The sequence below is a fragment of the Pseudomonas onubensis genome, from assembly GCF_965653655.1.
Lineage (GTDB): Bacteria > Pseudomonadota > Gammaproteobacteria > Pseudomonadales > Pseudomonadaceae > Aquipseudomonas.
Genome location: NZ_CBFHAZ010000064.1, coordinates 1 through 17,669, shown reverse-complemented (window position 1 = coordinate 17,669; position 17,669 = coordinate 1). Strand labels below are relative to the sequence as shown.

12 protein-coding genes are annotated in these 17,669 nt (G+C 60.0%); 3 read left to right on the top strand and 9 right to left on the bottom strand.

The genetic code is table 11. The features are described 5' to 3' along the window. Positions 1-16: 16 nt before the first annotated feature. From ACTD9P_RS19490 to ACTD9P_RS19470, 5 genes are all read right to left on the bottom strand, one after another. Positions 17-5,977 (bottom strand): dermonecrotic toxin domain-containing protein, encoded by a 5,961-nt coding sequence (locus ACTD9P_RS19490; protein ID WP_438868975.1) that lies wholly within the window; start codon positions 5,975-5,977, stop codon positions 17-19. Positions 5,978-6,067: 90 nt separating this feature from the next. After that, a complete protein-coding gene (locus tag ACTD9P_RS19485; RefSeq protein ID WP_438868974.1) occupies positions 6,068-8,125 on the bottom strand; it encodes a methyl-accepting chemotaxis protein in 2,058 nt (685 codons plus the stop codon). A gap of 261 nt (positions 8,126-8,386) precedes the next feature. Further along, positions 8,387-8,686 (bottom strand): DUF3144 domain-containing protein, encoded by a 300-nt coding sequence (locus tag ACTD9P_RS19480; RefSeq protein WP_438868973.1) that lies wholly within the window; start codon positions 8,684-8,686, stop codon positions 8,387-8,389. An 81-nt stretch (positions 8,687-8,767) separates the two neighbouring features. Next, a complete protein-coding gene (locus ACTD9P_RS19475) occupies positions 8,768-9,463 on the bottom strand; it encodes a tRNA (adenine(22)-N(1))-methyltransferase (RefSeq protein WP_438868972.1) in 696 nt (231 codons plus the stop codon). Positions 9,464-9,476: 13 nt separating this feature from the next. Beyond that, the gene (locus ACTD9P_RS19470) at positions 9,477-10,187 is read right to left on the bottom strand and encodes a FadR/GntR family transcriptional regulator (protein ID WP_200431363.1); all 711 of its coding nucleotides are present in this window, start codon (positions 10,185-10,187) and stop codon (positions 9,477-9,479) included. 349 nt (positions 10,188-10,536) lie between these two features. Here ACTD9P_RS19470 and ACTD9P_RS19465 point away from each other — a divergent pair, with 349 nt between their 5' ends. Next, entirely contained in the window at positions 10,537-11,898 is a 1,362-nt protein-coding gene (locus tag ACTD9P_RS19465; RefSeq protein ID WP_438868971.1) for an MFS transporter, read from the top strand. A gap of 18 nt (positions 11,899-11,916) precedes the next feature. Then, a complete protein-coding gene (gene gudD, locus ACTD9P_RS19460) occupies positions 11,917-13,242 on the top strand; it encodes a glucarate dehydratase (protein WP_438868970.1) in 1,326 nt (441 codons plus the stop codon). Here gudD and ACTD9P_RS19455 read toward each other — a convergent pair. From ACTD9P_RS19455 to ACTD9P_RS19440, 4 genes are all read right to left on the bottom strand, one after another. After that, positions 13,211-14,161: a DHH family phosphoesterase gene (locus ACTD9P_RS19455; RefSeq protein ID WP_438868969.1), complete on the bottom strand. Its 951-nt coding sequence runs from the start codon at positions 14,159-14,161 to the stop codon at positions 13,211-13,213. The two genes, gudD and ACTD9P_RS19455, sit on opposite strands and share 32 nt — an antisense overlap. A 134-nt stretch (positions 14,162-14,295) precedes the next feature. Further along, positions 14,296-14,670: an addiction module antidote protein gene (locus ACTD9P_RS19450; RefSeq protein WP_438868968.1), complete on the bottom strand. Its 375-nt coding sequence runs from the start codon at positions 14,668-14,670 to the stop codon at positions 14,296-14,298. Between the two features lies 1 nt (position 14,671). Further along, complete coding sequence (locus tag ACTD9P_RS19445; RefSeq protein ID WP_428552643.1) at positions 14,672-14,974, bottom strand: type II toxin-antitoxin system RelE/ParE family toxin; 303 nt, start codon at positions 14,972-14,974, stop codon at positions 14,672-14,674. Between the two features lie 139 nt (positions 14,975-15,113). Further along, positions 15,114-16,046 carry an ABC transporter substrate-binding protein gene (locus tag ACTD9P_RS19440; RefSeq protein WP_438868967.1) on the bottom strand — a complete coding sequence of 311 codons (933 nt, stop codon included), beginning with the start codon at positions 16,044-16,046 and terminating at the stop codon, positions 15,114-15,116. Positions 16,047-16,318: 272 nt separating this feature from the next. Between ACTD9P_RS19440 and ACTD9P_RS19435 the strand changes: the two genes are divergently transcribed. Beyond that, positions 16,319-17,560, top strand: coding sequence for an acyl-CoA dehydrogenase family protein (locus ACTD9P_RS19435; protein ID WP_438868966.1), 1,242 nt, complete (start codon positions 16,319-16,321; stop codon positions 17,558-17,560). The last annotated feature ends 109 nt before the right edge of the window (positions 17,561-17,669 follow it).

The following is a 17,669-nucleotide window of genomic DNA, read 5'->3' as shown; positions in this document are numbered from 1 at the left end:
TGCCCGGTTGAAGCGGTCAGGCGATGGCGGTCAACCCCATATCTCGCTTGAGTGCCTCAATCAGGCCTTCCATCGATGAATAGCGCTTGTCTTTCAACGGCGGCCAGCGCTCGATAAACAATTGCCCCAGTTCATCACTTTTTATCGGCGTGGTAACAATGTCTCCACTCCTGGAACGATGGACCAGATTGGCTTGGGTAGATGAAACATACTCGATCAAGAAGTCACCGGTGTTTTTAAGGCGCACGCTCGGCAGCGTCGCGGCGGAAACGGCAGTCAACTGCACGTTGCTCTTGAGCGCATCAGTCAAAAACTCCAGCGTTGGGTAACGCTGTTCTTGCAACTGCGGCCAACGCGCAACGAAGAACTGCCCCTTATCGTCAATTTGAACAGGGGTGGAAATGATCTCTCCACTGTTGGAACGGTGGACCACATTGGCTTGAGTCGCTGAAGGTCGCTCGACGAAAAAATCGCCGACACTTCTGAGCCATGCGCGATCCGGTGCGGTTTTAGGAAACGGTGCGTGCACGCTGGCCATGCCGACGTGCAACTTGAAGTCACTGCGCAAGGCTTTTGTGCCGGGGGAACCAATCTGCGCCTCGACGATTTCCCAGCTTGCGCGCTGCAGGGGCAATGCCTGGCTGGGGTGAACATCGCGTATCCTCAGGCTGACCCCATCCTGCAGTTGCGCGATGCCCGGGACACCCAGGTACATATCGCAGTGGGCGTCTCCCATGAGCGCTACCCATTTGTGCGGGCCCTGCGCCAACTGATCAGCCTTGATCACCTCATTGGCGAAATAGTTGAACAGGTGCATGCGGGCCTTGTCGCCGTACATGCGTTTGACGTGATAGCTGGCCGTACAATCGAGCGCACGCACGCGAATGCCCGCCTTGTTCGCGGCTTTGACCACATTGGTGTAGGTGTCGGGGCCGGTATAACCGCGCATCTGGCCGGCGTCCTGCACGCTCAAATAGCGTTTCAGGTTTTTCGGCATGTTGCCCGTGCGGTAAAAATGCTCCAGCTCTGCCTGATGCAGATCGGTGAGCAGGTGCTCCAGGTACAAGGTCTCGACGCCCTCCTTCTTCAACAGCTTCATGTACTTGATCAGAAACTGTTTGCTGTAGGCATCAAGATGGGATTCACCAATGACGAGCCCGCGTAGCTTTGTATACAGTTGTTTGATAAACGCCTCCTCACTGGCAGCCGTGGCAAGGTCAGCGAAATCCGGGCGGGGCGTTGGCGTGTAAGCGCTGAAAGCGTTTTGGGCGGCCTCATCCAAGCGGCTGCGTGTTTGCTTGAACGCCTGGAATGCCGAATCGTATGGGGCTCCAGCGTTAGGTGGGTAGAGTGTGTCAAAGCCCTTATGGCTATACACCATCTCGTCCAGGTCCGGTTTAAACGACGCGGGCAGATCAAACTCGCTGTAATGAGAGGGCGGTGGGGCGACCTGTACCGCTTTCGAAGGGCCGGCCGTCGGCAAGGTTTGGGCGGTTGTGGCCATTGTCAGCCTGTAATCCCCCCGTGACTGCGCGGTGGAAAATGTATCAGCCACGATCTCCTCTACCTGGCCAGGTGGAACGTCATCCACGCGCAGGGCGATAACATTCTGCAAATCGGCCAGGCCCTGCACCTCGTCAGTGCTGCCTATGCGATTGTGTTCAACCAGCGCAACCCAGCCGTCATCGGGATTTTTTTGCATCAGCGCTTTGTGGGAATAGAAGTTTCTAAGTTGGCTGCTGCGCGGGACAAACCGTTCTTTGTCAGAAAGCTCCAGCACGTGCTCCATATGATAGGAGCTCGAGGCGTCCACGCCGTCGATCGCGACCTTGTGCTTGTGGGCTTCAAGCATCAGCTTACGGTAGGTAAAAGGCGCATCCGCGCCCCAGCCCAGGCTTGTGTCGACCCGCGCCAAATGGTCCTCGACCTGCTTCAAGGCATGCGCAAGATTGCCCTTGGTTTCGCCGTTGATGATCTTGAGTTTGTTACGGAAAACATCCGCCGGCAGGTTTTCGATGTACACACGCTTTAGCCCTTGCGCTGCCAAGGCTTGCATATCTTCGATCAACAACTGCTTAGCAGCCACGCCGGTGTTGGATGCGCCGATGATCAGGCCTTTCTTGAGTGGGAACAGGGTGGCCAGTACGGTAGACGGGTTGGAATCCGCTGCCAGCACCGGCAAGTCGGTGCGGGCTGGGCGCGTTGGAGGCGAGGCATACAGCGCCTGCGCATCTTGAGTCAGGCGTTCCACCTGTTTGGAGTAGCTGTCGCGCAGAGGTTTCAAGTCAATATAGGCACCCTCAATTGCCACCTGTGCAGTGGCGGTGTCCGGATGCCCGGCGAGGTTTTCCTTGAACTTGGGGTCGAGCGCGGTTCTGAAGTACTTGCCTTGCGCCGATGAAATCTCATAGGGCGCCAGTGGCTGGGCAACCTCCTCGTGAAGCAGCGTATAGGTCTTTTTGCGCCCGCCTCCCGCAACCCCGGAGCGTACCCAATGGCCATCGGCGTTCTGGTTGACCAGGCGTGCCGTTGACTGCATCTGCCCGGTGACCGGGTCTTGGCGAAACAGCACATGCCGCCCCAGAGAGTCCGGTGTGTTCTTTACCCAGAACTCCTGGCCATCGAACAGCGCCGGTTTCATTCCGGCAACAACGCCGGGGTCGATATCCTTGATCAAGGTGGCCTGCTTTAACACGTTGGTCACCGGCCTGACAGGCAATGCGCCAAGGGCTGGGCGAAAGTCAAACAACACGGCACCGCCTACATTGGCCAGGTAGCCGATGTAGTGTTTCAAGGCACCGCCCATGTCACCCTGTTGGTAGGCGCTGATGGCGAGCATTGCGTCCTTGAACGCCAGCAAGCCACCCAGAGCCAGGCTCAGCACGGGAAAAGGGGCAGTGGCGATAGCAGTGACCAGCTCGATGCATGTCCAGAGAATCCCCATGATCATTTCCGTGCGATTGACCGTGGTGGCAAGCACATCATCGATTTTGCGTTGCAACACCATGTTGTAGAGATCGTTGCGCGGGTCGGTCACGGTGGTGTGCGGGGTTGGCGTGTCATAGCGCGCGGGGCTTGGGGTGGTGCGGTCAATCGTTTCGGGCAATCCGTCACGGGCAGTCTTCAGAAACGTCCCGATCCGTACCTGGGATTGGACCGGCACTCGACTCTGCAGGTAATCCGACACGCCGTCGACTTTTTTCAACCAATAGTTGAACAGCTTCGCCTCACGAAAGCCGATGTCATCGGGGGCGTTGGGGGTATAGAGCAAAACCGGGTTGTCTGCATGGCTGAACAGGTAGTTGCCCATCACCCAATCGCCGTCAATCGTCAGGCGATGTACCTGATAAGTGGAGCGGGTCGTGACCGTCGTGTCGCCAAGGCTGTCGATGGCACGCTCCAGCCAGCTCAAGTCGGCCCGGGCGATATGGCCGCGCAGGCAGCAATTGAGCGCTTCATGTTTCATCTGCAGTTGCTTGATCGCCAAGGTTGCGTCGCGCCGTTTGGCGTAACCGGGGCTGTTCGCGCTTTGCAATTTGGTGCGCACTTCGTCGGTGTAGCGCTGACCGATCCATACACCGGTCACCGACCTTGAGACGTTCTGCGCGGTCAGGCGGCTCAGGTCGACGCCCGCCGGCCCACTGAACGTGGCCGAGGTGGAGAATTTAGCGTCGATGAACCCAATGTTATCGGTGTAACCATCCCGGTACAGCCGGGTATAGGTGATGGGCTTGGGCTTGCCGCCCAGCAGCGGCCAGGGTGCCGAAACGTATACGGTATCCGGGTCGATATCATTGTCAGTGCGGCCCAGCAGCGTGTTCAGGCTGAGTTTGGCTTTATCGTGCAGATAGGCATTGAAAGTAATGAATTTCGCTTCGGAGCCGGGCAGGTCGTTATAGATGCGCAATGCCGCTGCGGCCTCTTCGGCAAGGCTGGTCAAGCGGGTTCGATCCTCCGGCTTGGCCGAGCGATACCATAGCGGGGTGCTGTATTCGTAGTCGTCCTGCGCTGCGCTCTGCGAATGCACGACCATGGCGTCCAGGCATACCGTATGGGGGCACACAGGGCCGAATGTCACCTCCTCGTGCTCCTTCGCGTCGGGCGTGAAGCCTAACCCTGCGAGGAACGTACCCATCTTCGGCCGAAAACGCAGCGGGCATTGCTCCAAGAGGTAGTCACGCATGGTCCGGCCCTTTAATCGGGTTTTGTCATCGGCCCAACCGATGATGTGCGCCTGGCATTCTCGCTCACTGGTGAACGCCAGGAACTGTCGCTCGCGTGGCGAATTCGGTGTGCATAACAGCAAACGCCGAATCTGGCCGGTGGCATCCTCTTCGCGCAACAACCATAAGTCTTTGAGTTGCGCGCCATGCACCAGCACGGTTCGTGCGCACAGGCGCGGGTTCGTACCTGCTCGTAACGTGTCGAACAAGGTATGGTCTGCCTGGCTGAGGTCGCCTCGCAAACGGGCGATAAAGGCAAGCAACACCAGGCGATGATCAAACAGCTCGCGAGTAGCGTTTTTTAATTCAGTCTTGACCTGCATTTCTTTTTGCAGCGCGGCAAAATCCAGGCGGGGTTGCAGGCCAGACTCACGAAAGATGTCGAGCAGGCTCTGCGCATCCAGAACGGCGTGGTCGCCTTGCAGTGCCGTGCCCGCATAAGTCAGGGTGGTATTGGTCAGAAAGTCAGAGCCAGGCAACTCGTCGCCGGTATGCAGCCCTTCATAACTTAGCTGCACCAGATTGCGTATCTGCTCATAAGTGCCGACATTGGCGACGTTGCGCCGGGTGGTGATGTTCAGTTGGTACGGGGCCAGGTCGTGGATTTCCAGCACTTCGTCCAGATACTCGGTCAACTGGAAATTCGCCAGGGCCTGGGGCGAAGCGACAGGCCCCAACAGCTCGATATACGTTGCGCGGGCCTGATTGTAAGCCTGGATAAAACGACTCAGGGTGTCCTGGTCCGCCGCCGCCGCGTTGCGATACCAATCCGGCAGGCTGTTATACACGCTGCGCTCCAGTAGCTGTTGGCGCCGGAACGCCAAGCGTGATGACAAGTCCGGCAGCGCCGCCTTCACCGCGTTGTCCAATGCCGACTGGAGCAGCTTGGCGTCGTGCAACGGGTTTTCAATCAGGCTCAATGCCCATTCGATATCCTGGCTGCGCTTGTCGATGATCGCGTTGCAGGCATGTTCGAACAGTGGCTCGCCGTCAATCGGCAACAGTTGCAACGGCCAGATATCGTCGACGTCCAGCGCCTGATAACGCACCGGCAGGTGTCGGCAGAACGCCTCGTGGCCGGCCGGCAGCGTCAGAGTCGCCTTGAGTCGCTGGTCGAGTTGCGCCAGCGAGTCGAACGCCTCCAGGCCTCGGTCCGGGGTGAACAACAGAACCTGACCGAGGTCTTTTCCCGACGTCAGGTTATCCACGACCGGGCTGGATTTGCGCGTCAGCACAAAGGCGCCGGCAAACGCCACGGTGTTGTCCTGGTAACTGAAGTTGAGCGAGTACATCCCCGGCCGAAAGTCCGGGCCCCGGGAGCAGTCTTCAACCATGCGTTGTTCGGCCGGGGCCAGCAGGTAATCGCGTACATCCAGTGTGGCCTGCAGCTCCAGCGCGCCAAGGCCGGCCGTTTGGATGAGGTAGCTCTTGCGGCCTTGACCATCCACCGTGCTGACGTCGTCGAGGCCTTGCAGGTGCGTGTTCAAGTCGGTTTTGAGCTGGGCGAGCAACGTCTTGCCTGGCGCCTGGGTGAGGTCGGCCTGCGCCAATGCCTGAAACAAACTGCGTGACCGATTTAGCAGGACATTGTTGGCGCTGATCAGGTGGGTGTTGAGTTTTTCCAGCGCCAGCAGTTCGGGCGGCAGGGCCACAGGCTCCTGGGTTTGCGTGCGCAGCTCAGGGTCGATTTCAAGCAGATGCGTACGAATTTCCTGAAGCGTCGGTGAGGCGGATATAGGGGTCGGCGTGCTCATGGGCACGGTCCTCATGCTGATGGAGTGAACCCTCAGCATGAGAGCGAGCCTGGGTGTATCGGCGGTACATATTGTTCAACCGCCGGCGCCTCAGCCCAGCCGGAACCGCGCGGTGTTATCACTCAACGCCCGGCTGCCCTTGCTCAAGGTATCCGCCGCCGAATTGACCGCCCGTGCGCCGTCCAGCAAGCGCCCTGCCGCCTGGTCGACCTGCTGGATATTACCGCTGACCTCATCGGCCGTGGCCGCCTGTTCTTCCACCGCTGCCGCGATCTGCGCCAGGGTGTCGGTGACGTGTTGCACCGCACCGGCAATTTCGCCCAGGCGGGTGCCCAGGCCCGTCACGGATTCGGCGTCGGTCAGTGCCTGATCGCACGCCGCGCCCATCAGGCTGACCGCTTGGCTGACGGTGGCGCGCAGGCTGTCTACGGTGCCGGCGATTTGCGCGGTGGACGCCTGGGTGCGTTGCGACAGGCTGCGCACTTCGTCGGCCACCACGGCGAACCCACGCCCCTGCTCGCCCGCGCGCGCAGCCTCGATGGCGGCATTGAGCGCCAACAGGTTGGTCTGTTCGGCAATGCCGCGAATGGTGTCGACCACCGATTGAATCTGCTGGCCCTGCTGGCTGACCTGCTCCAGGGCGTTGGCGGTGTCGGTCAGGCGCTGGTTGAGCTGTTGGATACTCGCTGTGGTGCGCTGGCTGTCGCGGCTGCTGTCTTCGGCAATCCGGCGGGTGTGCTGCGCACTGCCCGACGCCTGCTCGCAGCTCCTGGCCACGCCCATAGAGGTGGCGGCCAGCTGGGTCGCGGCGGCTGCAATCTGGCTGATTTGGTGTTGTTGGTCTTCAACCTCAGTGAGGGTGCTGCCCGACTGCCTATTGAGGGTCAGCACGGCTGAACCGAGTTGCTGGGTCTCATGGTTGACGCCCAGCAGGCTGGTGCGCAATTGCATCACGGCGACGTTGAGCGCGGTGCTGATTGCCGCCAGCTCATCGCGGCCTTCTACCGCTACCTCGACGCACAGGTTGCCGTCGCGCAGGGACTCGGCCAGTGTGGTGATGCCGCTGGCGCTGCGCCGGATCGAGGCTTGCAGGCAGATAAACAGGTACAGCGCGGCCAGCGCCAACAGGCTGAACGTCGCCGCTACCGGAATAAAGTGCTGGAGCGAGCGTTCGCGGTAATAACTCAGGCGCGCATCCAGTGAGTTCAGCGACTGGCTGCGCAACGCCGCCAACGCGCCCAACATGCTGTCGACGCTGCTGTCGAAGGCGGCGGTGTCCAATTTAATGGTGCCGCCAAACACGCCGTCGTCCAAGGTTTTAAGTTGGTTATCCAGCAGCAGCAGGCTGCTGTCATATTGCGCCGTCCACGGCTCGATCCCGGGATATTGCTTGGCTTTGAGCGAAGCGGCGGCCTTGGCCAATTGGTCGCGTGCATCGCCGATACGGCCGCGCAGGTCGCGCATCTGCAAGCGGCTTTGCAAGGTGAACTGCCCCGAGGCGATGGACGACTGGCCTACGCTGGCCGTGCGACCGATGCGCTCGATCAGGTCCGGGGTGTGCTGGGTGGAAATCTGCATCAGCAGGTAGGTTTCCAGCCACGGGTCGAGGATCAGGCCAGTGTCCAGCGTGATTTGCTCGCGCAGGGTTTGCAGCGCCGTCAACGCGGCGGTGAAACGGTCGTAGCCGTCCGGCCACCAGCCCACGGTGCGCAGAGATTGGGTGTCCATGCCCTTGACCGCCGCCTGCAACGCCTCGAAACGCGCAAGCGTGTCAGCGCTGGCGTTCCGGGTTTTGAGCGCCTCACCCAGGGCTTGCAGGCTTTGCATGATCATCGGGTTGCCGGCATCCACTTTGTCCATGGCAGCCTGGGCGGCCGGGGTTGGCGCGTGGAGGATATCCAGGGCTTTCCAGCGCGCGGCCAGGTTGCGTTGCGCGCTCAACTGGCCATCGAGCGTGTCCAGGGCCAACAGTTGGTGCACACCGGACTGCTCGCTGCTAATCACGTTCAATTTGCCGCGATAGTCCGAGCCAATCATCCAGAGGCTCCCCGCCAGGGGCAGCATGAACAGGCAAAACAGCACCTGGAACTTGCGCGCAAAACCGAAACGGCCGAGCAAATGGATACCGGGTGATAGAAGAGTGTGCATGACCGACCGCTCCCGAAAACAAGCTGGAAATGACTAGAAGCAAAATGCCATGTCATTGATTAACATGGCTCTAGCAAGATTTGGGCCGTTGGTGAAGGGGCTGGAGATAGGCGGTGCGGCAATGAAAAAGTGCGCAGGCGTGCGCGAAAATGGGGCAAAAGCACTCAATGACGGGAGTGAAACGGTAACTGTGGGCGCCAGCTTGCCTGCGATGGCATCCACTGGGGCTGCCAGACACACAACCCCTCCCCCATCACTCTCTTAATCCGCCACGTTCACCCGCATGTACTGGCTGAAATTATTAATGTGATCATCCAGGTTATCCTCAAGCATCATCCGGTACTGGTCACAGAAATACTTCAGCATCGCCTCTCGCGCCTCGGCCATTTCGGCGCCGGACTTGAAGTTGCGGGCGCTGGCCCAGGCATTGAAGCGCGTGGTGCCGAACATCATCGAGGCACTGACCTCACCGAGGTTTTCACAGGTCTTGAGCTGCTCGTTGGACAGTTCGATATGCGCGTCTGCGCGGTCGTAGAAGGCTTGGTCGGTGCTCTCGGCCATGACAGGGTTCCTGGGTCTGCAAATAAGCCCACTATTGGAGCACATCCGCGGCCGCAGAGCAGGTGTCTGCGGCGTTTTCATTCAAGCCAGCAGCTCGCTAATCCAGCGCGCCTGCTGAGCAATTTCTTGCAGTTTTTGCTCCGGCACCGCCTGGCGGGCTTGCTCAAAACTGGCCAGGGTCTTGTGCTTCTGGCGCAGCATCCGCTGCCACTTGGCCAGGAATTCCGGGCTGCGGGCTTGCATTTGCAACGGGCCGAAGTACAGCTGCTCATCGGTGTAGGTCACGGCGCCTGTGCGCTCGGCCACGATGATCTCGTAGTAAAAGCGGTTTTCCCGCAGCAACTCCTCGCCAAGGATGCGATAGCCGTTATCCATCAGCCATTGACGCAAGGGTTGCTCGCCGCCATTGGGTTGCAGGATCAGGCGTTCCTGGCCACTGAGGTACAGCTTACCGTTGTCGAGAATGTCGCGAATCGTCTCGCCGCCCATGCCACACACGCTGATCGCAGTGATCCCATCGCCCGGTTCAATCGCCGCCAGGCCGTCGGCCAGGCGCACGCTGAGGTGCTGCTCCAGGCCGTTGTCGCGCACGGTGCGTTGGGCTGCGTGAAAGGGCGTGGTTGCCACTTCCCCCGCCACCGCGGCCGTGATCACGCCACGGCGCATCAAGGCCACCGGCAGGTAAGCGTGGTCCGAGCCGATGTCGGCCAGGCGTGCGCCGGCTGGCACGTTGGCGGCCACGCGCTCCAGGCGCATGGACAATGTGTGTTCGTTCAACGGTGGTTCCTTGTCATTCCCCGGAAAACCGGTCCCGGCTGTTGGTCAGGTGCAGCACCATGGCGGCCCGCGCCGCGTCCGGGTCCTGGCGCTTGATGGCATTGAAGATCGCCTCATGCTCAAGGTTCGCCAACTGCCCCAGCTTGGCAAAGTCGGCACCGCCGCGTTCGACGCCCTTGACCTGGGTGCGCGGGATCATCGCATTGCCCAGGTGCAGCATGATTTCGGTAAAAAAAGTATTGCCGGTGGCCTCGGCGATCAGTTGGTGAAAGCGCTTGTCCTCCTCCACACAGCTGTCGTTGTTGGCCAGTGAGGCCTGGTAATCGTCCAGCGCCTGGCGCATGTGGGCGAGCTGTTCGTCGCTCCTGCGCAGCGCGGCCAACGCCACGGCTTGCACCTCCAGGCCCAGGCGCAGCTCGAGCATGTTACGCACGCTCGCGACCGTGTCCACATGCAAGCGCAAACCTTGCTGGGCGTGTTGCGCCAACACAAAGGTGCCGATGCCGTGACGCGTCTCCACCAGCCCCGACGCCTGCAGCTTGGAGATAGCCTCACGCACCACCGTGCGACTCACACCATGCTCCAGCACGATGCTGGACTCGGACGGCAATTTTTCACCGGGCTTGAGCTGGCCCAGGAGGATGCGCTGGGTCAGCGCCTCGACCACGCCTTGGGCGAGGTTATTGGAACGTTTACGCACAAGGGTTCCACTTTCAATGGGCATCGCTACGGGTCCACGGGGTTGGCTGAGGGGAGCTTAACACCCTGCCCCGAGCAGGCGTTGGCTTGATTAATAAAGCGACGAACTTGTATGACAACTAATCTTGACGGTACTCAACTCGTCGAGCTTTGTGGCCAGTGCGCCGAGGCGAACAGTGCATTGACCAAGGCGACAAACGTTAGTCTCGCTCAACAAAGCCTGAGCAAATAACCAAAACACCCAACCAGCCAGCAGCCTTATAAGAACAAAAACAGTGATAGGTAGATTGCGAACTCGAGAAAAGCACTTGTATGATGTCTGGCAACAAAACACGCAAACCCGCATAAAAATAAATCAGGGGGAGTTTTGAATTGTGAACAATTCAAACCATGCATCTGCCGCTCCAAAAAGTGATTCGGTCCTTACGCGCGCCGTGAGCAAAGTGAAGGGCCACGTGCTCCCACTGTTCGTGATCATGTTCATCCTCAACTACATCGACCGGGTCAATATCGGCTTCGTGCGCACGCACATGGAGCATGACCTGGGTATCGGCGCGGCTGCCTACGGCTTGGGCGCCGGGTTGTTTTTCATCGGCTACGCGCTCTTTGAAGTGCCCTCCAACATGCTGCTGCAAAAGGTCGGTGCGCGCATCTGGCTGACCCGCATCATGTTCACCTGGGGCATCGTCGCCACGCTGATGGCGTTCATCCAGAACGAAACCCAGTTCTACATCCTGCGCTTTCTGCTGGGCGTGGCCGAGGCGGGCTTTTTCCCTGGCGTGATCTACTACTTCACCCGCTGGCTGCCCGGCGTGGAGCGTGGTAAAGCCATCGCCATCTTCCTCAGTGGCTCGGCGGTTGCGTCGCTGATCTCCGGCCCGTTGTCGGGGGTGCTGTTGCAAATCGAAGGGTTCGGGTTCCACGGCTGGCAATGGATGTTTGCCATTGAAGGCTTGGCTTCAGTGGCACTGGGCTTTTTTGTGTGGTTCTGGCTCGACTCCAAACCCCACGACGCCCAATGGCTGACCCGCGAAGAACAGGACGCACTGGTGGGCGCCATCGACCAGGAACAGCGCGAGCGTGAGGCGCTGACCACGGTCAAACCGACCCTCGCCAAGCTGCTGAAAGACCGCCAGATCCTGCTGTTCTGCGCCCTGTACTTCTGCATCCAGCTGACGATCTACGCCGCAACCTTCTGGCTGCCGAGCATTATCAAGAAGATGGGCGATTTGAGTGACGTGCAGGTCGGCTTCTTCAATTCGATTCCGTGGCTGATCTCGATCATCGCCATGTACGCCTTCGCCGCGCTGTCGGGCAAGTTCAAGTTCCAGCAAGCCTGGGTCGCCGCCGCGCTGTTGATTGCCGCCGCCGGCATGTTCATGTCCACCACGGGCGGGCCGATCTTCGCCTTTGTCGCGATCTGCTTCGCGGCCATCGGGTTCAAGTCCGCCTCCTCGCTGTTCTGGCCTATCCCACAGGGTTACCTGGATGTGCGCATCGCCGCTGCGGTGATCGCGCTGATCAATTCCATCGGCAACCTGGGCGGGTTCGTGGCTCCCACCACCTTCGGTTTTCTGGAACAGAGCACCGGCTCGATTCAGGGCGGACTGTATGGCCTGGCCGGCACGTCGGTGCTGGCGGCCATCCTGGTGTTTTTTGCCAAGACTTCGCCTTCTGCCGTGCTGGCGCCGCCGAGCGTCGCGCCAACGGCTACCGCTATCAGCAAACCTCTTTGAGCTTATAAGGACCTTGCCATGACCACGCCAGTCGTCACCCATTTCCAAGTCATTCCCGTGGCCGGCCACGACAGCATGCTGCTGAACCTGAGCGGCGCCCATGGGCCGTTTTTTACCCGCAATATCGTCATCCTCAAGGACAGCTCGGGCCACACCGGTGTCGGTGAAGTGCCCGGCGGCGAACGTATCCGCGAAACCCTGGAAGACGCCCGCAGCCTGGTGATCGGCCAACCCATCGGCCAGTACCAGCGCATCCTCAACCAGATGCGCACCACCTTTGCATCAAGGGACGCCGCCGGCCGTGGCCTGCAAACCTTTGACCTGCGCATCACCATCCACGCCGTCACCGCCATGGAAGCCGCCCTGCTCGACTTGTTGGGTCAATTCCTCGAAGTGCCCATCGCCGCCCTGCTCGGTGAAGGCCAGCAGCGTGACGCGGTAAAAATGCTCGGCTACCTGTTCTACGTCGGTGATCGCACGGCCACTGACCTGGCCTACCGCAACGAGGCGGACGCCGATGACGAGTGGTTCCGCCTGCGCCATGAAACAGCCCTGACCAGCGAGACCGTAGTACGCCTGGCCGAAGCCGCCAAAGCCAAATACGGCTTCAACGATTTCAAGCTCAAGGGCGGCGTCTTGAGTGGCGATGAAGAAATCGAAGCAGTGACCGCACTGGCCGAACGCTTCCCGGACGCACGCATCACCCTCGACCCCAATGGCGCGTGGTCACTCAAAGAAGCCATACGCCTGTGCCGCGATCAACACCACGTGCTGGCCTACGCCGAAGACCCCTGTGGCGCAGAAAACGGCTACTCGGGCCGCGAAGTCATGGCCGAATTCCGCCGTGCCACCGGGCTTAAAACCGCGACCAACATGATCGCCACCGACTGGCGTGAAATGGGCCACGCGATCCAGCTGCAATCGGTGGATATTCCCCTGGCCGACCCGCACTTCTGGACCATGCAAGGCTCGGTGCGCGTGGCGCAGATGTGCAATGAGTGGGGCCTTACCTGGGGCTCGCACTCCAATAACCACTTTGATATTTCCCTGGCGATGTTCACCCAGGTGGCCGCCGCCGCACCGGGCGACATCACTGCGATAGACACGCACTGGATCTGGCAGGACGGCCAACGCCTGACCAGGGAGCCGCTGAAAATCGAGGGTGGTTACGTGAAGGTGCCGAGCAAACCGGGCCTGGGCGTGGAGATCGACATGGACGCCGTGGCCAAGGCCCACGAACTGTACAAAGGCATGGGCCTTGGGGCGCGGGACGACAGCGTGGCGATGCAGTTTTTGATTCCGGGCTGGGCTTTCAACAACAAACGGCCTTGCCTCGTGCGCTGAGGTCTTCGTTTGCGACAGCCAGGGCCAGCTTTACCAGCTCCTTGCGCTGCATCGCACGCCCAAGCACGGCCTGAGTACCTTGCCAATTGAGCGACAGCAGCAGGCTCAGTTTCTGTTGGCTGAGCGAAGGCTCGGCCAACCAATAGCTCTTGCGCTCGCGGATGCTGATGGCGTTCAACAGCCAGTCCTCACCTTGCGCCGCCAGCCATTGCTCAATGGCTGCGTGATGCCGCTGGAGCAACCCCTGCGCATCCCACACCGTCATTTGCGCAATGAGCTGCGGCAGGTTGCGCGTGGCCGTCATGTGTTTCATATCAGCCGCCAGGGCGACCTCAAGGTCGGCTTCGATCGAAGCCTGGCATTCGCTGAAATAACGCTGCGGCCAATCTGCCGCCAGCCCCGCCCGCCGCGCCAACACCTCGTAGGCCCAGATATCCAGGGATGCGGTCATTTTGCCGGTGAAGTTAAGGGTATTGTCCAGAATCGCCGTGGCCAATAACGCCGCGCTGTGTCGGCTGATCTGCGGCAGCAGGCCGGACTTTTCCCAGCGCTGGAAGACCAGCGATGCCGCTGCACCAATAGGACGAATTTCGGCATCCGCGCCAAGCTTCTGCCCCCAGTAAATTTCAAAGCCTGGATGATGATCAATCACCTCGCACACCTGATCGAGTACCACGACCGGGTCGAAATGATGGTAGTCGGAGACATCCACCAACACGAACTCATCGTCGGCGCCGGGTTGGTAATCGTCCAGCGAGGCCTTCCAACCGAGCACACTGGCGCAAACGCTGAAATTGAGCGGCGCACTGCTGACCGCACGCGCTTGAACACCTTGGTGATTCAGCAGTTCAGCGTAGGCTATGCAACAAGCGTAAGCGTCTATATCCAGATAAGCAGAGCCTGAGGTCACGACCCTCATGATTAAATCTCCTTGAAGTACAACTCAGGCGCGGTCCGGTGCCTTGTGTTTTTTGGCTAGGGAACGTTCGCATCAGCGTGTGACAAGACCATGACTTCAAGGGGAAAGATACTGTGAAAACTGACAGTTGCTGATTATTGTCCGTTGTGTCGTGGCAATTTTTTGTTTGCGCCCGCTGCGACAGGCTGCACAGTCAGCTCAACGCCTAACGCCAGCATCAGCTTTTTGATCGTTTCAAAACGTGTCTTGGAGCCGCCCTTGAGGGTTTTATACAGGCTCTCGCGATTGACACCCGCCGCCTCGGCCACCTTGTTCACACCCTGGGCCTTGGCGACCTCGGCCAATGCCTTCATGAGGATGTGCGGGTCTTGGGACTTCATGCTTTGCGCCAGATAAGCGCTGATGATTTCTGGGCTGTCGAGGAAGCGCGAAGCTTCGTAGACGCGGGTGCCGGATGTATCCAGATCGAGGATCGGCATGTCCTCGGGTTTGAATGTCGAATTGCTCATTTCACCTACCTCTCAGGGCATCGAGAATCTCTTTTGCCCGTTTTATGCCTCTTTTTTGGTCGGTTTTATCACTGCCCCACAGCATCAGGTAAGCAGTGATGCCCGTGCGTACAAAGTAAATCCTGTAGCCAGGCCCGACGAATACACGCATTTCACTCAGGCCGTCACCGGCCGGCTCGCAATCGCCAAAATTGTTTTCTTCGGCGCGGTCCAGGCGCGTCAGCACCGCCGTTTTGCCCCAAAGGTCCTTCATACCGTCGAGCCATGTATCAAACTCCGGCGTCCTGCCGATCGTATTGGTCAAAGTCTCACCTGTAGCCTACTGGCTACTCCATACTGATGCCAGTTAATTTTTTATTCCGGCGCCAACCGGAATAAAAAACCCTAGCTCAGCCCCCGTATCAACAGGCGTTCGAGACTATTAGCGCGTGTTACCTGCGCGTTTAAAGGGCCTGATCAAACAACGGTGTCACGTCGTAATGCTGTTTGAGCATCTGCGCATCCACCAGGAAATCCGCCGTGGCCTGGGCCTCACTGACAATGGTCGGGGAGATCGGCAGCACCTTGATCGCATCCCGCTTGAACCACACCTTGGCAATCTCCGGTGCAGATTGGTTGGCCTTCGACCACGCCTCGGCGTACTCATCCACGTGGGTGCTGCTCCACACCCGGGCACGGGTGAGGCACGCGATAAAATCCTTGATAATCGCGCTTTTCTGCGCCAGCGCCGGCTCATACGCAACGATGTAGGTTGGCGCACTCATCAGGCCCTTGGCATTGCGGATCAAGGTGCTGCCCTCTTTCTCCTGCAACGACACGTAGGGTTCCCAGGTGCCGAAGGCATCGATGTCGCCCTGGCTCAGCGCCAGGCTGGCTTCGGCCGGCAGCAGGTATTTGAAGGTCACGCTGTTGCGTGGCACACCGGCTTCATCCAGGGCCTTGTAGGCCAGTTGCTGGCTCCATGAGCCGTTCCAGATCGCCACCGTTTTGCCTTGGAGCTCGGCCACCGAATGGATGCCTTTGCGCGCCACAATGCCCACGCCATCAAGGCTGGTCTGGGTGCTGGCGACCACTTTGACCGGCGCGCCATTGGCGGCGAGGCTGATCACCGGCGTGTCGCCGACAATGCCCACGTCCAGCGCGCCACTGGCAACCGCCGAGGCCACCGGGGAGCCGGTGTTGAAGCGCTTGAAGTCAATTTTATACGGCAAGTCTTTCAGCTCGCCGGACAGCTCCAGGACGATGCGATTGGAGAAGAACTGGTCGCCCACCGTGAGGGTCTGCGGCGCTGCCGCCCACACCGATGAGCCGTGCAGTGTCAGCGAGGCCAGGCCCAGCAGGGCAAGCAGGGCAAGCAGGTTACGACGATTGATCATAGGAGGAATCCACACAGTTAATGGCTGACTCAACCATCTGTGGGCGTGCAGTCTGGCAATGAGGGAAGGGTTTTGGCGGTCGCCGAGCGTGGCGCCCGTAGAAGCTAACGCAATAAAAGCGCCGGGTTTAATACTGTTGTGCACTATCGATAGAACCGCTGCACAGTGGGTTAGCTATTTTTCGTATTAAAAGTTTGCTGCCCACTGAGTTAGGGTGACGCCACCAGACCACTGGACCCCGCGCCTGAATCCCTTTCTGCAAGGTCCATTGCATGTCGACTCCCGTATTGAATATCTGGGGCACTGCGCCCTCCGCCCGTTACGAACAACTGGCCGCTCCTTTTCGCCCGCTGTTTGCGCAGATCCTTGCACAAGCTGCCGAGGCGGATCAGACACGCGCCAGCCTGGCGACGGTGATCCAACAGCTCAACGCACTGGGTTTGCCACGCTGGCGATTGCCAGTCAGTTGCGGCGGGCAAGACGCGACCTTCGCTGAACTGCTTGCGCTGCTGACCGAGCTTTCCGCCGCCGACTCCAACATCACCCAGGCCCTGCGTGGGCATTTTGGCTTTTGCGAAGACGTCCTGTGCGCCAAAGACCACGACTGGCGCGCCCAATGGCTCGACCGCCTTGGCCAAGGCGCCCTGCTCTCCCCAGGCAGCACCGAAGTCGGCAACCAGGCCCGTGGCGATTTCGGCACGCGCCTGCACCGCCACACCGACGGCACACTGCGCATCAGCGGCAAAAAGTTCTACACCACCGGCGCGCTCTACAGTGACCTGATCAACACCGTGGCCACTGGCGAAGACGGCGTGGTGTACAGCCTTGTCGTCGACCTCAAGGCGCCCGGCGTACAGATAGTCGACGACTGGAACGGCTTCGGCCAACGCCTCACCGCCAGCGGCACCTGCCTCTTCGACCACGCACCGGTGGTGGATGACGATGTGCGCCCCACCACCCAACGCTTCGCCTATGGCCAATCGTTCTACCAGATCTACCACCTCGCCACCCTGGCCGGCATCGCCCGCCGCGCCGCGCTCAGTGGCGCCGCAGAACTCAGCCAGCGCGCTCGCACCTTCACCACCGGCAACGCCGACACCGCCGCCCAGGATGTGCAATTGCTGCAAGTGATTGGCGAAGTCGCCAGCCAAGCCTACGCCGCACAGGCCATTACCCAGCACGCGGCGCAGCGCCTGGACCAGACGGCGCAGTATGTGATTGCGCAGGACCAGCCGCTGCAGGATGACGACTCGCAGGTTGCGTTGGCGGAGTTGGAGGTGTGCCTGGCGGTCAATCCGGTGGTGGATGCGACGTTGGCGGCGACCACCGGCTTGTTCGATGCATTGGGCGCCAGCGCCACGGCCAGCAACAAGGCGCTGGACCGGCTGTGGCGCAATGCACGCACATTGGCGAACCATAACCCGCGGGTGTACAAGTCGCGGATCGTGGGCAATTACCTGGTGAATGGGTTGCTGCCGCCGGCGCAGTGGCGTGTGGGCGTAGCCAAAGCCTGATCAACCCACCAACCCACCAACCCACACAGAACCCTGTGGGAGCGGGCTTGCTCGCGAAAGCGGAGTGTCAGTCACTGAATGTGTTGGCTGATACACCGCTTTCGCGAGC